This is a genomic window from Pedobacter sp. WC2501 (genome assembly GCF_052682415.1).
Window position 1 is genome coordinate 3,455,873 of the sequence record NZ_JBQZFI010000001.1, and the last position, 17,238, is coordinate 3,473,110.

The 17,238-nt window shown below is 40.2% G+C and carries 10 protein-coding genes; all 10 read left to right on the forward strand.

What is annotated here, in order from left to right:
* Positions 1–53 precede the first annotated feature (53 nt).
* The 10 genes from ACUN24_RS14695 (at position 54) to ACUN24_RS14740 (ending at position 17,134) form a co-directional block, all read left to right on the forward strand.
* Positions 54–1,349, forward strand: coding sequence for an esterase-like activity of phytase family protein (locus tag ACUN24_RS14695; protein WP_445563169.1), 1,296 nt, complete (start codon positions 54–56; stop codon positions 1,347–1,349).
* A 179-nt stretch (positions 1,350–1,528) separates the two neighbouring features.
* Entirely contained in the window at positions 1,529–1,909 is a 381-nt protein-coding gene (locus tag ACUN24_RS14700; protein WP_445563170.1) for a LytR/AlgR family response regulator transcription factor, read from the forward strand.
* A 377-nt stretch (positions 1,910–2,286) separates the two neighbouring features.
* On the forward strand, positions 2,287–4,062 hold the full coding sequence (locus ACUN24_RS14705) for an aminopeptidase P family protein (RefSeq protein ID WP_445563171.1): 1,776 nt from the start codon (positions 2,287–2,289) through the stop codon (positions 4,060–4,062).
* A gap of 793 nt (positions 4,063–4,855) precedes the next feature.
* On the forward strand, positions 4,856–7,621 hold the full coding sequence (locus ACUN24_RS14710) for a DUF5695 domain-containing protein (protein WP_445563172.1): 2,766 nt from the start codon (positions 4,856–4,858) through the stop codon (positions 7,619–7,621).
* A gap of 1,065 nt (positions 7,622–8,686) precedes the next feature.
* Complete coding sequence (locus tag ACUN24_RS14715; protein WP_445563173.1) at positions 8,687–10,093, forward strand: aminopeptidase P family protein; 1,407 nt, start codon at positions 8,687–8,689, stop codon at positions 10,091–10,093.
* Positions 10,094–10,332: 239 nt separating this feature from the next.
* Positions 10,333–12,003, forward strand: a complete 1,671-nt coding sequence (locus ACUN24_RS14720; protein ID WP_445563174.1) for a M1 family metallopeptidase — start codon at positions 10,333–10,335, stop codon at positions 12,001–12,003.
* Positions 12,004–12,339: 336 nt separating this feature from the next.
* On the forward strand, positions 12,340–13,257 hold the full coding sequence (locus ACUN24_RS14725; RefSeq protein ID WP_121287921.1) for a dihydrodipicolinate synthase family protein: 918 nt from the start codon (positions 12,340–12,342) through the stop codon (positions 13,255–13,257).
* Between the two features lie 14 nt (positions 13,258–13,271).
* A complete protein-coding gene (locus ACUN24_RS14730) occupies positions 13,272–14,858 on the forward strand; it encodes an aldehyde dehydrogenase (NADP(+)) (protein WP_445563175.1) in 1,587 nt (528 codons plus the stop codon).
* The gene (locus ACUN24_RS14735) at positions 14,851–15,852 is read left to right on the forward strand and encodes a 4-hydroxyproline epimerase (protein WP_219078304.1); all 1,002 of its coding nucleotides are present in this window, start codon (positions 14,851–14,853) and stop codon (positions 15,850–15,852) included. The genes ACUN24_RS14730 and ACUN24_RS14735 overlap by 8 nt, the downstream gene beginning before the upstream one ends.
* 40 nt (positions 15,853–15,892) lie before the next feature.
* The gene (locus tag ACUN24_RS14740; RefSeq protein WP_445563176.1) at positions 15,893–17,134 is read left to right on the forward strand and encodes an NAD(P)/FAD-dependent oxidoreductase; all 1,242 of its coding nucleotides are present in this window, start codon (positions 15,893–15,895) and stop codon (positions 17,132–17,134) included.
* Positions 17,135–17,238: the final 104 nt, after the last annotated feature.

Sequence of the window (17,238 nt, forward strand, 5' to 3'; positions counted from 1 at the left end):
TTCCCTTAACATTGCCTTCACATCCAGATCCTTGCTTTGTTCAAAAAAATTAAATGAAGAAAGAACTACTCACCTTGATAGTAGCCATATCTATCGGTATGGTATCGTGTAAGAAAAGTCACGAAGAAACCCCGGTACAATTTACTTATCCTGCCTTTGCAGAAGTTTCCGATCCTTCGGTGCTTTTCACAACTGCAGCCGGCGTAAAAGTGTACAACGGAGGTTTTGGATCAGCAGTTGCCGCCGACCCCAACTCGCCAGATGTTTTTTATATGCTAACCGATAGGGGAGCGAACGTTGCCGGACAGCTCGCAAACTCAATCATCATCGGAAAACCTGATTTTGATCCACAGATTGGAAAATTCAGGCTGAAAGATGGGAAATTGGTACTCGAACAAACTATCGAACTTAAAAATGCATCTGGCAATAAATTAAATGGCCTTCCAAATCCTGCGGGAATGGGGGCTTCCGGTGAAACTGCTTACGACTTAAATGGACAGGTGATTGCTCCAAGTGCTGATGGAATCGATTCAGAAGGCTTGGTAAGGGCAGCTGACGGATCATTTTGGATCAGTGATGAATACGGCCCACATATTGCACACTTCGATGCAACTGGTAAAACGATAGAACGCATTAACCCATTTGGGACGGGAACCGGTGGACGTACCATTCCGGCTGTATTCGCCAATAGAAGAGCAAACCGTGGTATGGAAGGTTTGGCCATTACCCCAGATGGAAAAACTTTGGTAGGCATGATGCAGTCGCCAATGTACAATCCGTCTAAAGCTGCAGTTACCAATTCGGTGGTATTAAGAATTTTGACTTTTGATATCGCAAGCGGAGCTACCAGACAATATGCTTACCTGATGGATAATGCTACTTTAACAGGTGTGAGCGATATTGTTGCCGTTAACAGCACCACTTTCCTAACCATTGAACGTGATGGATTGTATGGCGGCGCAGCAAGCAATCCCGCAACATTTAAAAAAGTTTTCAAAATAGACCTGAGTGGTGCTACGGATATTTCTGATTCCGGCAATGGCGCAACAGGAAAACTTTATGGCGGCAAAACCGTGGAAGAGCTGAATAACGCAGCAGGTTTAAGCACCGCGGGAATTATCCCGGTAAGCAAATCCATTGTTTTAGACCTGTTGAAAGATCTACCTTCCATTTATCCGCATGATAAAGCAGAAGGTTTAGCCTTACTACCAGGCAATATCCTCGTAATTTCTAACGATGATGATTTTGGTGTGGTGGATAATGGAGCTAGTGGCTTTGCACAGAAAATATTGCCTTTAACAAATTCGGTTGATAGAAACCGTTTATACTTTGTTAAAATTAAACTTTAAAGCATTTAGCCATGTGTCAATTGACTCATGGCTAATTTAATATCATGAAATAAGGCATAAGTTGAAAATTATGTACACTTAGTGAGTAGTTAAATACCGTAATTTTACCTTTTTTATGTCTTTCTGTATGGATTAAGGATAAGATTGTTAAGTTTGGTGTAGCCTATCTTAATTTGCCTATGTATTATAGCTGTGCAATTGTTGACGATGAACAGCATGCCATTGATGTACTTCATGATTATATTGAAGACACCTGTTTTTTGAAACTGTTTAGTACCTTTAATAATCCCATTGATGCATTAAAAACAATTAGTGAAGGTGATAAAATCGATTTTCTTTTTTTAGATATAGATATGGATGGAATGAAGGGGACTGAATTATCCCGGCATCTCCGCTCCAAAGCCAGGTTTGTAATCTACGCATCTTCCCATCTTGAAAATGAGGTGAGAAAAATAGATTCCAGCTTTGAATGTTATCTTGGCAAACCAATCTCAATGAAACGTTTTGCAGGTACCATTGATAAACTGATAAGACTTAATAATTTGCCGGTAAACAATTGAAATAGTTTATGATCGAACTCGCTTGCCCTGGTATTATCTGGTTGCAAAGGAGGCGCAAACGTCTTAAACAACGCTTTATACTGAGGGTTCATGCGTTGGCGCAAAGAAAATCGGGCCTTGTTTTTACCTTGCTTTCAGAGATCAGATTATTATGAGGTGCTTAAAGCGCTGGCGATTGATCTTTACGTTAAATTTCTTATCGCATTCGCGCTTCTAATGATGAATGATTTTCTAATTAGGTGGCGCTCCGATACGACAATTCTCTTTGCTTATTCTGGTTTCAGGGAAAAACAATCTCAACAGTATGGTATTAATTCTTGTTTGTTTTAAGATGTCAATGTAATATTTAAATTTGGCCCGATAAAACAATCCTCAATATGACCTTTGTAGAAAAATTGCAGGCCTTACGCCAATTAATGCTTGCTCAACAGGTAGATGCTTATATTATAACCGCTGCAGATCCACACATCAGTGAATATTTACCGGCACATTATAAGGCTATACCTTTTGCTTGTGGATTTACAGGGTCGGCTGGTACACTGGTCATTACTCAGGATTTTGCAGGTCTGTGGACTGATTCGCGATATTTTACACAAGCTGAAACAGAATTGAGCGGTACCGGTTACGAATTGGTAAAGTTGAAAGTGCCACATACACCAGAGTATATCAATTGGCTGCCCGAAATTTTGCCGGGTGGTGCAAAAGTAGGCTTTAACCACGAACTCATTACGGTGGCATTAGCACTTGAGATGCAGAATAGTTTATCCCAGCGTGAAATAGAAATCATTGATATTGATTTTATCAGCACAATTTGGCAGGATAGGGCAGGTCTACCCGCAGAAAAGGCTTTTTTAATCGGCGAAGAGGCTGCGGGACTTAGTATTTCGGCTAAAATAAACGAAGTAAGAGCGGCTTTAAAAATAAATGGGGCAGATTATCATTTTATTTCTTCGCTTGATGACATCGCCTGGCTTTTTAACTTAAGGGGAAAAGATGTAGATTATAATCCTGTAACTTTAAGTTTTGCTTTAATAACACCTGCAGCGGTAAAACTCTTTATCGACAAACAAAAGCTTTCGCAAACTGATATCGATACTTTAAATCAGCAGGACGTAACTTTGCATCCGTATGGTGAGGTAGCTGAGGCATTAAAAAATCTACCAACAGACTCGAAGGTTTTTATTGATCCAAAACGTACCAGTTTCGGCTTGTTTGAATGTTTGCCAAAAAGTTCTAAGATAATTCAGGGAATTAATCCAAGTACACATTTAAAGAGTTTAAAGAACAATACTGAAATTAATCATATCCGCAAGGCGATGTTGCAAGATGGAGTTGCTTTAACCAGGTTCTTTAAATGGATGGAAGATCATTTGGGCAAAGAAAAAATTACAGAATGGTCTGCAGCAGAGAAATTGGCAACCTTTAGAGCAGAACAAGCTTCTTTTGTGGGCTTAAGTTTTAATACCATAGCTGGTTATAATGCAAATGGAGCATTGCCACATTATAGCGTAACAGCAGAAAGCAACCAGGAAATTTTAGGTAATGGTTTGTTCCTTGTCGATTCCGGAGGTCAGTATTGGTATGGTACAACCGATATTACCAGGGTAATGCCTATTGGTAATTGCTCAGTAACCCATGCTGATGATTATACCTTAGTATTAAAGGGCCTGATTGAAGGTTCTAAATTAATTTTTCCAGAAGGTACCAAAGGTTATCAAATCGATTCCATCTGTAGAAAACCGCTGTGGGAACATGCCATAAATTTTGGTCATGGAACAGGTCACGGCATAGGTTTTTTTCTTAATGTACATGAAGGACCTCAGAATATTAGTCCTGCAAATGTAGATGTTGCCTTTAAGTCAGGTATGGTAACCTCCATCGAACCTGGAATTTATCGTCCTGGTAAACATGGCGTGCGGATTGAAAACCTGGTTTTATGTGTACCTAAGGGAAATAGTGAATTCGGCGATTTTCTCACTTTTGAAACCTTAACCTTATGTTTTATTGATACCATTATCATTAATAAAACACTTTTAGCAACAGATCAGATCACCTGGTTAAATCAATACAATCAAATGGTATTCGAGAAGCTTCAACCTATGTTATCTGATGAAGAATCAGAATGGTTGAAAGTGAAATGTCAGCCTATTTAAAAGTCTGGATAAGCTAAATGGTCAGCCTGAGCTGGTCTAAGCCCCTTTTGCTATTTAGTGATAAACGGCTTAAATGTCCTTATATCTCTTATATGGTTAATGATTGATATAGGAAAGCAATTCCTGCACTTCAATCAATATCCGTTGCGGTTTCTGCTACATCTGCGATCATCCTTAAGTTCCAGATGCCATGCTAATATGCTAGGTTTTCCATCATGTATGATAATCTGCGTTTTTTGCGTAATCTGTGGGAAATTAATGGACTAGTATTTAATATAATCACTGTCAGTCTGAGCTTGTCGAAGATCCTTATTACTATTAGTGATAAACTGCTTAAATGTTCCTATACCTCTTATGTGGTTAATAATTTGATATGGTAAAGCAATTCCTGCACTTCAATCAATATCCGTTGCGCTTTCTGCTACATCTGCGATCATCCTTAAGTTCCCGATGCGATGCTAATATGCTAGGTTTTCCATCATGTATGATAATCTGCGTTTTTTGCGTAATCTGCGGGAAATTAATTGACTAGTATTTAATATAATCACTGTCAGTCTGAGCTTGTCGAAGACCCTTATTGCTATTTAGTGATAAACTGCTTAAATGTTCTTATATCTCTTATGTGGTTAATAATTGGGAAAGCAATTCCCGCCATCCGCTTACCGCCTCACGCCCAACTTCTCGTAAATACACCAATTCTTTACCGATTTTGCGCTATTTATAACTTCCATGCCCGCTTTACTTTTTAAAGTTTATTTTTGATTAACTACATTCCTAAATCTGCTTTTTCGCTATGATTATCGAACCAAAAAAGAAAAGAGTCTTATCCATAATAACTTTTAAAGCAATATTTTGCTGTATTTTAACTTTTATAAATATTGGTGTCATTCATGCCCAATCGCCGTGGATTGCTTTAGGCAAAAAGCCATCCACTTTGGGTTTGGAAAATGGTTTTTCGACCTACAACGCCGGGGCATTTAATCTAAAGCTCGTTAAGTCATCGCAAACCGTGGCAGGTCTTCAACCTAAAATGGTTAAAGATTTCGATTTTGTACCCAGCGATAGTTTAAAAGTGCGGAGTTCTGATGGTTTGTACCATTTGGGAGATATCAATTTAAAATTGCGCAATGTTGGTGAAGAAGCCTGGAAAAGCTATAGCACTGCGGCAAAACGAAGTCCTGTGAAAAATATAGTGCCGGGTAAAAATGTACTCGCCGCTGCCGATCTTGCTGCAACACTTCCAGCCGATATACCATTGCAGGTTAAAAGGACTTGGGAAATTTTGAACGGAAAGCTGGTGCTGCGCTTCGAACTAAAAAACAAGACCGATAAAAACGTAGAAATTGGTGCGCTAGGTATCCCGATGATTTTCGATAACATTTTAGAAGGCCGTACATTGGAGCAAACTCATGCTAAGAATGTATTTTACGATCCCTACATCGGGAAAGATGCTGGTTATTTGCAGGTTACCCGGTTAAGTGGGCATGCGCCTTCTTTGCTGGTTGCGCCATTGGGACATACACCATTTGAAGCTTATAATCCACTTAATGACGACCGCACACCAAGGGGAATTGCTTTTGAAGGCTTTTACGAATGGATGGTGTACAGTAAAGCCTATGCAGAAAACGAATGGAAAAATGCCGAACAATGGAATACACCTACTTCAACCTTTTTAATGCCTGGCGAAAGCCGGAGTTATGCCCTTCAGTTTATTCTGTCAGGAACCGCGAAAGATATAGAAAGCAAACTGATCGAAAATAAAAGACCTGTTGCCATATCCGTTCCAGGTTATGTACTGCCTAAAGATGTGGAAGGGAAATTGTTTATCAACTACCCTAAAAAGATTAAAGCTATTCAGGTTCAGCCCGAAAATGCCTTAACAATAGTCGCATCAGGCTCAACCAAAAATGGTTGGAAAAGTTACTCCGTGAAAGGAAATATCTGGGGAAGAGCCAGATTATCCATTACTTACGAAGATGGCTTGGAGCAAAGTATTAATTATAAAGTAATTGAAGCAGAAAGTGATGTGATTGCGAGTTACGGCAATTTTTTAACAACTAAACAATGGTTTAACCAGGCCGATCCCGTTTTTAATAGAAATCCTTCTGTTATTACCTACGACAATGAAAAACAGCAGCAGGTAATTCAGGATAACCGCGCCTGGATATCGGGTTTGAGCGACGAAGGCGGTGCAGGTTCGTGGTTAGGTGCAATGATGAAGCAGTTGGTACAACCAAAAAAAGAAGAGGTTGATAAACTGAAGCAATTTGTAGATAGTGTAATGTTTGGGAGGATACAACTTAAAAGCGGCCCTCAGAAATATGGGGTAAAAAAGAGTTTGTTTTATTATGCGCCGGATTCGCTCCCTAAAGATACTTATGATGCAAAGATCAATTTTAAAATATGGTCTGCATGGCCAAAAAAAGAAGCTGATAACCTGGGGCGGTCTTATAACTACCCACATGTAGCAGCAGCCCATTGGGTAATGTACCGGTTGGCACGTAATTATAACGGCCTTGTAGAGGAGCAGAGCTGGAAACAACACCTTATAGATGCTGCTGAAACTGGTATGGCTATGGTTAATATTGCTCCTTATTACGCACAGTTTGGTCAAATGGAAGGTACAGTCTTTTACCTCATCTTAAACGACCTTAAAAACGAAGGACTAACAGACGAAGCAGCCAGGTTAGAAAATGAAATGAAGAAGCGGGCCAACCACTGGCGATCTTTACAATATCCATTTGGTAGTGAGATGCCTTGGGACTCTACAGGTCAGGAAGAAGTTTATGTGTGGTCGAACTATTTTGGCTACCAGGATAAGGCGAATGTAACGCTTGACGCCATTTTAGCCTATATGCCTGTGGTACCGCATTGGGCTTACAATGGTAATGCCCGAAGATATTGGGATTTCCTTTATGGAGGTAAACTCTCACGTATCGAGCGGATGATCCATCATTATGGTTCGGCGCTTAATGCCATTCCTGTGTTAATGGATTACCGCAAAAATCCAGGAGATTTCTATCTTTTACGTGCCGGTTACGGTGGGTTATTGGGTTCGATCTCCAATATCACCCAGGAAGGTTTTGCGCCTGCTGCATTTCATGCTTATCCATCAACCTTAAAAAATGACGGTATTACCGGCGATTATGGATCTGGCTTTTTTGGCTACGCGGTTAATACATCATCTTACATTTTACAGCATCCTGAATTTGGCTGGTTAGCTTTTGGTGGCAATTTGAACAAAAAAGGGAACATTATCAATGTTAAATTAACCACGGCAGCAAAATCGTCGGTTTACATTGCGCCTGCCGGGCTATGGATCAGCCTTGATGCCGGAACCATTGATGAAGTTGATTATAATACTGTAAATGGTGAAATTCGCTTAAAGCTCACTAAGGCAAACGAATACTTACCTAATGCCTTGTTGAGGTTGTCGCAACCAACAAAAGTCAATGGTGTTGGAATTTATTCCATAAAAGGCAATGGTGTCAAGAAAAGAGGAGGGTACGAATTTCCACTTTCAAAAGCTAATTCTACTGAAATTATTCTTCAAAGATAATATCAATTCATCTACTGTCTGTGCCCCGTGAAATAAAATTTACGGGGCTTTTTAGGATAATTTAAATTGCTGATAATGAGTCGAAAATATGTGTTTAAATTTAAAATGAGGTAGATTTTTCTTATTTAAAAAGAGGATGCATGAGAAAGGCAATTTTATCGCCGATAAACATATTTTTATTTGTAACCCCCAACAAATGTCATTCTCGCGGAAAGCATATTGAGTGTGGCATTTCTTGAGGTTGATTTTTTATGCGTTTTGCAAGCTTCCTCGAATAACACACTGTTTTAACCGAAGAACGCCGTCAATCCCAAGGGCCAGAGAAATCAAAAAAACAGTTGCAGGAAAGAACAGATAGCCCTGCCAAACCTAAAACGCAGTGGTTTTGTGTTCGTAATCACTGAATTAAAGTTCAAAAAAGGATTGAACACAAAACAAAGTGCCGCTGTTTTTTTGATGCGCGTAGGGTTGTGTGAAGGGCCCATTGCTGGATTGACAGAGCGCTTTGGGTACTTTGGCGCTCCAAAATGCAGAGCATTCTTGAGCACAAATAAAAACAACATTATCTGCGAAAAACTACCATGCCACCGCGGCATAGAGCGGAAAAAATAACAACATTTATCTCCAAATTAATAGTTAAGATATCAAAGCTTGTTATTTCGAAGGAAAGATGCTGACCACGTAGTAGCTACAAGGCGATTGAAAACACTATTTCTACTTGTAAAATAAATTCAGCATGACGATCGTCTTAGGAATATCTACTAAAAACAAATACATGCTAATGTAGATGTGTCCGTAAGATAGCCGCAGTTGGAATAACGGAACGCCTTATAAATACTCAACGCCATCTATATCTCCGTAGCTAAAAATTGTAAATGATACCTATAGACTTTCTTTCATCATCCATAAATCTGTAGATTTTACCCTTATTTTTCGCTAACCTAAAATTTATTGTGATTTTTGTGCCATAACCATAGCTTATAATTTGCAGATATAAACCATATTTTATCCATTCATTTTAATTCTGATGTAATGAATATGGCTTTTTGGATATTTGCTTAACACATGAAAAATATGTTTGAAAAGAAAGTTTACCTCCAAAGAAGAGCAGCACTAAAATCAAAGATAAATTCGGGAATATTACTCTTTTTGGGTAATGAAGAAAGCCCGATGAATTATAAAGACAATACCTATCATTTTAGGCAGGATAGTACCTTTTTATATTATTTTGGGATCAGTGAGCCATCTTTAGGCGCTATTATCGACCTGGATGAAGATCAGGTAATTCTTTTTGGCGATGAAATGGGCATTGATGATATTGTGTGGATGGGCAGGCAGAAAACACTTGAAGAAAAAAGTCTGGATGCTGGCCTAACCAAAGTTCTGCCTTTTGCGCAACTAAATACTTATCTTAAACAATACCAGGACAAAAATCGTGAGGTTCATTTCTTACCTCCTTATCGTTCTGAGAATAAGATTAAATTGGCCAACTGGCTTAACCTGCCAATCGATCAGCTTAAAGAAAAAGCTTCGCTAAACTTTATTAAAGCTGTTGTTGCACAGCGATCGGTTAAATCTGTCGAAGAAATTGAAGAGCTGGACCGTGCTGCAGCAATATCTGCCGATATTCATTTAATGGTGATGCAGCAGGCAAAACCTGGAATGTATGAACGCGAACTTGCCGCAAAAATTCAGGGAGCTGCGCTGGCTTCTGGCGGTAACCTGGCCTATCCGGTTATTTTGACCGTTCGCGGCGAAATTCTGCATAACCATTACCATGGGAATCAGCTCCAGGAAGGACAATTGGTTTTAAACGATTCTGGGGTAGAAACTGCTTTAGGCTATGCCGGCGATCTCACTCGTACTTTTCCTGTAGGTAAAAAGTTTAGTGCAGAGCAGAAAGATGTTTATGATATCGTATTAAATGCTTACACGCATGGAAAAAATATGCTGGCACCGGGGGTAAGGTACTTAGATGTGCATTTGGCCTCGTGTAAAATGCTGGCACAGGGTTTAAAAGATATTGGCCTGATGAAAGGTAATATAGACGATGCCGTGCAGGCTGGTGCGCATGCCATGTTTTTTCAATGTGGAACAGGGCATATGATGGGCTTAGATGTACACGATATGGAAGATTTAGGTGAGCAGTACGTAGGTTATACAGATGAGCTGACTAAAAACACCACGCAGTTCGGATTGAAATCGTTAAGGTTGGGCAAAGCACTTGAAGCAGGTTATGTATTAACGGTAGAACCAGGTGTTTACATTATCCCGGAACTAATAGACCGTTGGAAAGCCACTAACCAGTTTGCCGAATTTATTAACTACGATAAATTGGAGCAGTTCAGGAACTTTAGCGGCATCAGGGTAGAAGACGATTTTCTGGTTACGGAAAACGGAAGCCGGATGTTGGGAAAACATTTGGCCTTAACTACGGATGAAATTGAATCGATTAGAAGCGAAGCTTATTAGTAACGTTGGTTATTTGGAATAACTGCTGTTTTTTGTTTTGGAGCGCAGGGTTTTTCGATTTTTTAAAAGATAGCCCCGACAGAAGCACAGAACCAGGATTAAATAAACCTGATAGAACGGATGCTCCCGATTCTTCATCGGAGCAGGAGGGATAGCAGGACTACCGTAACCGATGAAAAACTGAAACTGCTTTTCAAATTATAAATACGCTATTGCAACATGATAACCAGCAAAAAGATATGAAACAAATAACCTCCTTAACCCTGCTTTTCTTAACGTTTAGTACCCTGCTTTTTGCACAAAACCCCAAAAAGGTTTACACTTTGGCCGATACTTTAAGGGGAAGCTTAAATGCCGAACGGACCTGGTGGGATGTTCAGCGTTACGAACTTTCGGTTAAGCCCGATTACAATGACAAGAGCATAACAGGCTCAAATAAAATCGTTTATAAAGTAGTGCAGCACAATAATGGTAATACCCGTATGCAGATCGATTTGCAGGAGCCATTAATCATTGATAGTGTTTTATATAATGGTGGTTCAAAGGTAAAATTCGAACATATTGGCAGTGTTTGGTATGTACATGTGCCTGCGCAAAAGTTATCGGCACTGAATGACGTGAATATTTTTTACCATGGAAAAGTGCATCAGGCCAAAAGAGCACCCTGGGATGGTGGTTTTATTTTTACTACCGATTCGCTTTCGCGTCCGTGGATGACAGTGGCCTGCCAGGGCTTGGGTGCTTCGGTTTGGTATCCAAATAAGGATCATCAAAGCGACGAGCCTAATCTGGGTGCATCTTTAACCATGACTGTTCCGGATACATTGGTAGCAGTAGGTAACGGGCGCCTGGTATTTAAAAAGGATAACCACGATGGTACCACGACCTATCAGTACAATGTTAAAAATCCGATCAGTAATTATTGCATTATCCCTTACATTGGCAAGTATGTTAATTTTAAGGAGAAATATGCAGGCGAAAAAGGTGCCCTTGATGTGAATTATTGGGTGCTTGATTACAACTACCCAAAGGCGAAAACTTACATGCCAGATCAGGTGCATAAAATGATGAAAAGTATGGAGCATTGGTTTGGCCCATATCCTTTTTATGAAGATGGTTATCAGTTAATCGATGCTTCGCATACGGGTATGGAGCATCAATCGGCAGTTTCTTATGGCAATGGGTACAAGTTTGGCTACAGAGGTAGAGATATGTCTGGCAACGGCTGGGGTTTGAAGTGGGATTTTATCATTATTCACGAAAGCGGGCACGAATGGTTTGGCAACAACATCACCACCAACGATCTGGCCGACATGTGGGTACACGAAGGCTTTACTAACTATAGCGAAACACTTTTCGTTGATTATATTTTTGGTAAGCAGGCTGGTAATGAATACAATTTTGGCATTAGAAAAGGCATTAAAAATGATAGCCCGATTATTCCCCCTTATGGTGTAAATGCACAAGGCAGTGGCGATATGTATCCTAAAGGGGGCAACATGCTGCATTCCATCAGGCATAGTTTAAATAACGACGAACTTTTTAGAGCCATATTGCGTGGGCTTAACCAAACCTTTTACCACCAAACGGTAACCACTGCGCAGATCGAAAATTATGTTTCTAAAAAAGCAGGTTATAATTTTTCAAAGGTTTTTGATCAATATTTACGTACGGTACAGGTTCCCACTTTTGAATACTATCTTAAAGATGGTAAAGCCTTTTACCGGTATAGCGATTGTGTTAAGGGCTTCAATTTGCCTTTAAGTCTTAAAAAAGAAGGAATTAAAACACTTAAAATTATTCCTTCGCAAAACTGGCAGCAGGTTACGTTAGCCAAAGGGCAGGATGCACTTTTTACAAAACCGGCTATTGAATTTATGTACTACCTTCAGGTAAAAAATACAAAATAAATCATTTTGAAATAAAAAGAGAAGGAAGACGTTCTCTATCTGACTGATTTTAAAGGTATTCTTGTTTGAGGTGTTAGCTTTTTTTATGGTATCTAATTTCTTTTACAAATGTTCCGGGCTTTTTCTAATTAAATCTGTCTGATTGAAATGGCGTATTTATGACCAATATCGGTTAAAATACAACAATATTGAAGTTTTGTAATTCCCTAACTTTGAATATCGTTTACATGATTCTATCTTCGATAATCTGATTAAATGATGCTTGCCAATTACATCCGGTTTTTGGATTAAAGGCCGGATTAATTTTGAAAATATTTATTAAAACATAACATTACAATGGGTATCAAATGGACTGGGGTTTTCCCTGCTGTAACTACTAAATTTACAGCAAATGATGAGTTAGATTTTCCGGCTTTCGATTTAAATATCGAAGCGCAATTAGAAGCAGGTGCTGAAGGGATAATTTTAGGTGGATCGCTTGGTGAAGCCAGTGTATTAACCGATGAGGAAAAGTTTGGCCTGTTATCGCATACCTTAACCGTGGTAAACGGTCGCGTACCGGTTTTATTGAACATTGCTGAGTCAACTACAAAAAAAGCAATCGAAGTAGCTCAAAAAGCCGAATCGCTTGGTGCGCAAGGTTTAATGTTGTTGCCGCCAATGCGTTACAATGCTGCTCCAGACGAAACCTTGGCCTTTTTTGGTGCCATTGCTGAAAGCACAAGTCTTCCGATCATGATTTATAACAATCCTGTTGATTATAAAATTGAGGTAACCTTAGATATGTTCGAGGTTTTGACCAAATACGATAACATACAGGCGATCAAAGAATCTACAAGAGATGTGTCAAATGTAACGCGGTTAATCAACCGTTTTGGCGACCGTTTCAAAATCTTCACAGGAGTAGATCCATTAGCGATGGAAAGCATTGTGATGGGTGCACACGGATGGGTTGCGGGTTTGGTTGATGCTTTCCCAAGAGAAACCGTTGCTATTTTCAGATTGATTAAAGAAAATCGCATTGCTGAAGCACTAACGATCTACCGTTGGTTTTTACCAGTGCTTGAGTTGGATATTCATGCGAAATTGGTGCAATACATTAAACTTGCAGAGGTTGCAACAGGATTAGGAACCGAAGCCGTTCGTGCACCGCGCTTACCATTAAGTGGCGCAGAGAGAGAGAAAGTATTAAAAATTATTAATGATGCATTAGCTGTTCGTCCGGAATTACCTGCAGGTAGCTGGGGAAAATAGTTTAAAAACCAAATATGAACGGGAAAAATATTGTAGCCAGCACTTATAGTGAAATTAATGAAAAAAGCCTTAAAGCTGTTAATCCCGCAACGGGATTAACGCTTGATGGCGAATTTTTTAAAGCGAACGAAAACCTGGTTAATGAGGCTTTAACATCAGCAACATCGGCTTTCCAAAGTTATCGAAGTCTAAACAAAGATCTTAAAGCAGCTTTTTTAAATGCCATTGCTGATGAAATCGCCAATCTTGGCGAGGAACTGGTAAACAGGGCTTCGGCAGAAAGTGGTTTGCCTTTAGGTCGTTTACAGGGTGAATTGGGCAGAACTACCGGCCAATTAAGGTTATTTGCCAATCTGGTGGCAGAAGGCTCTTGGGTTGATGCCATTATTGACACCGCATTACCTGAAAGACAGCCTTTACCGCGACCTGATATCAGGAGAATGCTGATCCCAATCGGACCAGTGGTAGTTTTCGGTGCAAGTAATTTTCCACTTGCTTTTTCAGTTGCAGGTGGCGATACCGCATCAGCACTAGCTTCTGGTTGCCCGGTAGTTGTGAAAGCACATCCTGCACATTACGGAACCAGTGCTTTGGTAGGTGGTGCCATTATTAAAGCTGCAGAAAAAACAGGAATGCCTAAAGGTGTTTTCTCTTTGTTGTATGATGATGGTTATACCATTGGCGCTGGCCTGGTTCAGCATCCGTTAACTAAAGCAGTAACTTTTACCGGTTCGTTTAAAGGTGGAATGGCCTTAATTAATCTTGCTCAACAGCGCGAACAACCTATTCCGGTTTTTGCCGAAATGGGAAGTATTAACCCGGTAATCTTTCTTCCGCTGGCCATAGAAAACCAGGCAGAAGAACTGGCTAAAAAATATGCCGCATCTATTACCCTGGGCGCCGGTCAGTTTTGTACTAACCCAGGTTTATTGTTAGCGGTACAATCACCTGCATTAGAAAATTTTAAAGCCGTTTTAAAAGAAGCTATTTCAACTATTCCTTCGGCAACCATGCTTACTGAAGGTATTGCCAATAATTATGGTAAACTTTCTGCCGGGGTAGTAAACGAAAGCGGTGTTGCCCTTTTATCGGCATCAACCGTAAAAAATACCGAGCTTCAAAATCAATCAGAGGCGAAAGTTGCCCAGGTAAGTGCTGCCGATTTTATTGAAAATCCAAAACTCCGCGAAGAAATTTTCGGTCCCTACTCATTATTGGTTGTAGCTCAGGATCGTGCAGAACTGGAGCAGGCTATTGAAGTTTTGGAAGGACAGCTTACTGTAACCTTAATGGCCGAAAAACAGGAACTTCAGCATTACCAGACTCTCGTAAACAGGTTGACTGATAAAACCGGAAGGATTATACTGAACGGTGTGCCTACAGGTGTAGAAGTTTGTGCGGCCATGCAACATGGTGGTCCATTTCCGGCTACTAACGATAGCCGTTTTACTTCTGTTGGTTCTACTGCAATCAATCGTTTTGTAAGGCCATTGGCTTACCAGGATTGGGAACAGGAACTATTGCCAGATGAATTGAAAGATGGTAATCCATTGGATATTTTCAGAACGGTAAATCAAAAATTAACGAAATCTCATGAGTAAAACTTTTTTTTGTGTAGATGCACATACTTGCGGAAATCCGGTTAGATTAGTTGCAGGAGGGGGGCCTCAGCTTATTGGCTCAAACATGAGTGAAAAGCGTCAGCATTTTCTGAAAGAATTTGATTGGATCAGAAAAGGTTTAATGTTCGAACCCCGTGGACATGATATGATGTCGGGTAGTATTCTTTATCCGCCTCACGATCCTGCTAATGATGTAGCTGTACTTTTTATCGAAACCAGTGGTTGCCTCCCAATGTGTGGGCACGGTACCATTGGCACCATTACCATTGCTATTGAAGAAGGACTCATCCAACCGAAAATACCAGGGGTGATCAGAATGGAAGCGCCAGCCGGATTGGTATTGATTGAATATAAACAGGAAGGAAAAAAAGTAAAGTCTGTTAAGCTGAAAAATGTGGCATCTTACCTCGCGGCTGAAAATCTTCAGGTAGAGTGCCCTGATTTAGGCACACTTACTTTCGATGTAGCTTATGGTGGAAATTTTTACGCAATCGTTGATCCACAGGAGAATTTCCCTGGACTGGAAAACTATACCGCTTCGCAACTGATTAGCTGGAGCCAGATCATCAGGAAACGCATTAATGAACTTTATAGCTTCGTTCATCCACAAGACCCTACGATAAATGGCTGTAGCCATATTTTGTGGACAGGGAAAACAATAGATCCTACATCAACTGCCAGGAATGCAGTTTTTTATGGCGATAAAGCCATCGATCGTTCGCCATGTGGTACGGGTACTTCTGCCCGTTTGGCACAGTGGTTTGCTAAAGGAAAACTAAAACAGGGAGAGGATTTTATCCATGAAAGTTTTATAGGCAGTAAGTTTATTGGAAGAGTGGAAGAGGTTGTGGATCTGAATGGAATTAAAGCCATTATACCAAGTGTAGAAGGTTGGGCAAAGGTTTACGGTTACAATACTATAAAAATCGATGCCGAAGATGATCCGTATGCATACGGATTTCAGGTGATTTAATGAGTTTTTAAAAAGAATGTCAGCAGTATAAATTAAAAGCATGTCGAAAGTATTAATTATAGGTGGTGGAATAGTAGGTTTAACTTCAGCATATTACCTGCAGAAAAGAGGCTACGAGGTAACAGTTTTGGATAAAGGAGAGATTACCGACAATTGCTCATTTGGTAATGCGGGGATGATTGTTCCAAGCCATTTTGTTCCTTTGGCTGCACCGGGAATGATCAAGCAGGGGATCCGTTGGATGTTCGACAGCAAAAGCCCCTTTTATGTTCGCCCATCTTTAAATATGAACCTCGTTAATTGGGGTTTGAAATTTATGAAACATGCTACGGCAAAACATGTAAGCGAGGCGGCAGTGCCATTGCGCGATTTATCGTTGCTAAGCAAAAAACTATATGAAGGTCTGGCAAAAGAGTCTGATTTCGATTTCGAATTAACCAACAATGGTATTCTCGCATTTTATAAAACAGAAAAAGCAGGAGAAGAAGAAGCGCATTTAGCTGCAAGGGCAATTGAACTGGGCTTGGATATGGCTGTACTCACTGCCGACGAATGCCATGCGTTACAGCCAGATTTAAAGTTAGATGTTTTAGGAGCGGTACATTATCGTTGCGATGCACACCTTTATCCAACAAAGTTGATGAATGCTTTGCTTAAGTATTTATTAAACAATGGGGTTAAAATAGTGCGTAATAAAGAAGTTGATAAAATTGAGACGGCAAGTAATCGCATTACAAAGGTTTTTACAGGTGGTATTGCCTGGGAAGCCGATCAGTATGTTTTGGCAACTGGTTCGTGGTCGCCTGCTGTGGCTAAAATGGCCGATGTTAAAATATCTTTAATGCCAGGAAAAGGTTATTCTTTTATGGAGCCTGAACCTCAGCAGCGTTTAAGTATTCCGGCCTTGTTATGTGAAGCCAGGGTAGCCATAACACCAATGAACGGTCAGATCAGATACGGCGGTACGATGGAACTGGATAAGATCAATACCCGGATCAATATGCAAAGAGTTAAAGGGATCGTAGAATCCGTTCCGGCATATTTTCCCGATTTAAAACCTGCGGTTCCTGCAGAAAAAGATATCTGGTATGGCTTCCGTCCTTCATCGCCTGATGGTTTGCCGTATATTGGCAGAAGCGAAAAAAGAGAAAATCTGATCATCGCTACAGGCCACGGCATGATGGGTTTAAGTTTAGGACCGGCAACAGGTTTGTTAGTTAGCCAGATTGTTTCAGGCATAGCCACTGATCTGAAAATGGAGCCATACAGAGTAGTTCGATAGTATACTATAGAGGTCTGGTTTTTACAGTTAGTCGGGATTTGTAATCCCGTCTTCATCGATTTTGAATTCTTTACCAGTGGATTGAAAATCCACAGTACTTCGGT

Bases quoted from the DNA above. Each gene is read 5' to 3' on its own strand.
- ACUN24_RS14695 (WP_445563169.1), top strand. From the start codon at position 54: ATGAAGAAAGAACTACTCACCTTGATAGTAGCCATATCTATCGGTATG.
- ACUN24_RS14700 (WP_445563170.1), top strand. From the start codon at position 1,529: ATGTATTATAGCTGTGCAATTGTTGACGATGAACAGCATGCCATTGAT.
- ACUN24_RS14705 (WP_445563171.1), top strand. From the start codon at position 2,287: ATGACCTTTGTAGAAAAATTGCAGGCCTTACGCCAATTAATGCTTGCT.
- ACUN24_RS14710 (WP_445563172.1), top strand. From the start codon at position 4,856: ATGATTATCGAACCAAAAAAGAAAAGAGTCTTATCCATAATAACTTTT.
- ACUN24_RS14715 (WP_445563173.1), top strand. From the start codon at position 8,687: ATGAAAAATATGTTTGAAAAGAAAGTTTACCTCCAAAGAAGAGCAGCA.
- ACUN24_RS14720 (WP_445563174.1), top strand. From the start codon at position 10,333: ATGAAACAAATAACCTCCTTAACCCTGCTTTTCTTAACGTTTAGTACC.
- ACUN24_RS14725 (WP_121287921.1), top strand. From the start codon at position 12,340: ATGGGTATCAAATGGACTGGGGTTTTCCCTGCTGTAACTACTAAATTT.
- ACUN24_RS14730 (WP_445563175.1), top strand. From the start codon at position 13,272: ATGAACGGGAAAAATATTGTAGCCAGCACTTATAGTGAAATTAATGAA.
- ACUN24_RS14735 (WP_219078304.1), top strand. From the start codon at position 14,851: ATGAGTAAAACTTTTTTTTGTGTAGATGCACATACTTGCGGAAATCCG.
- ACUN24_RS14740 (WP_445563176.1), top strand. From the start codon at position 15,893: ATGTCGAAAGTATTAATTATAGGTGGTGGAATAGTAGGTTTAACTTCA.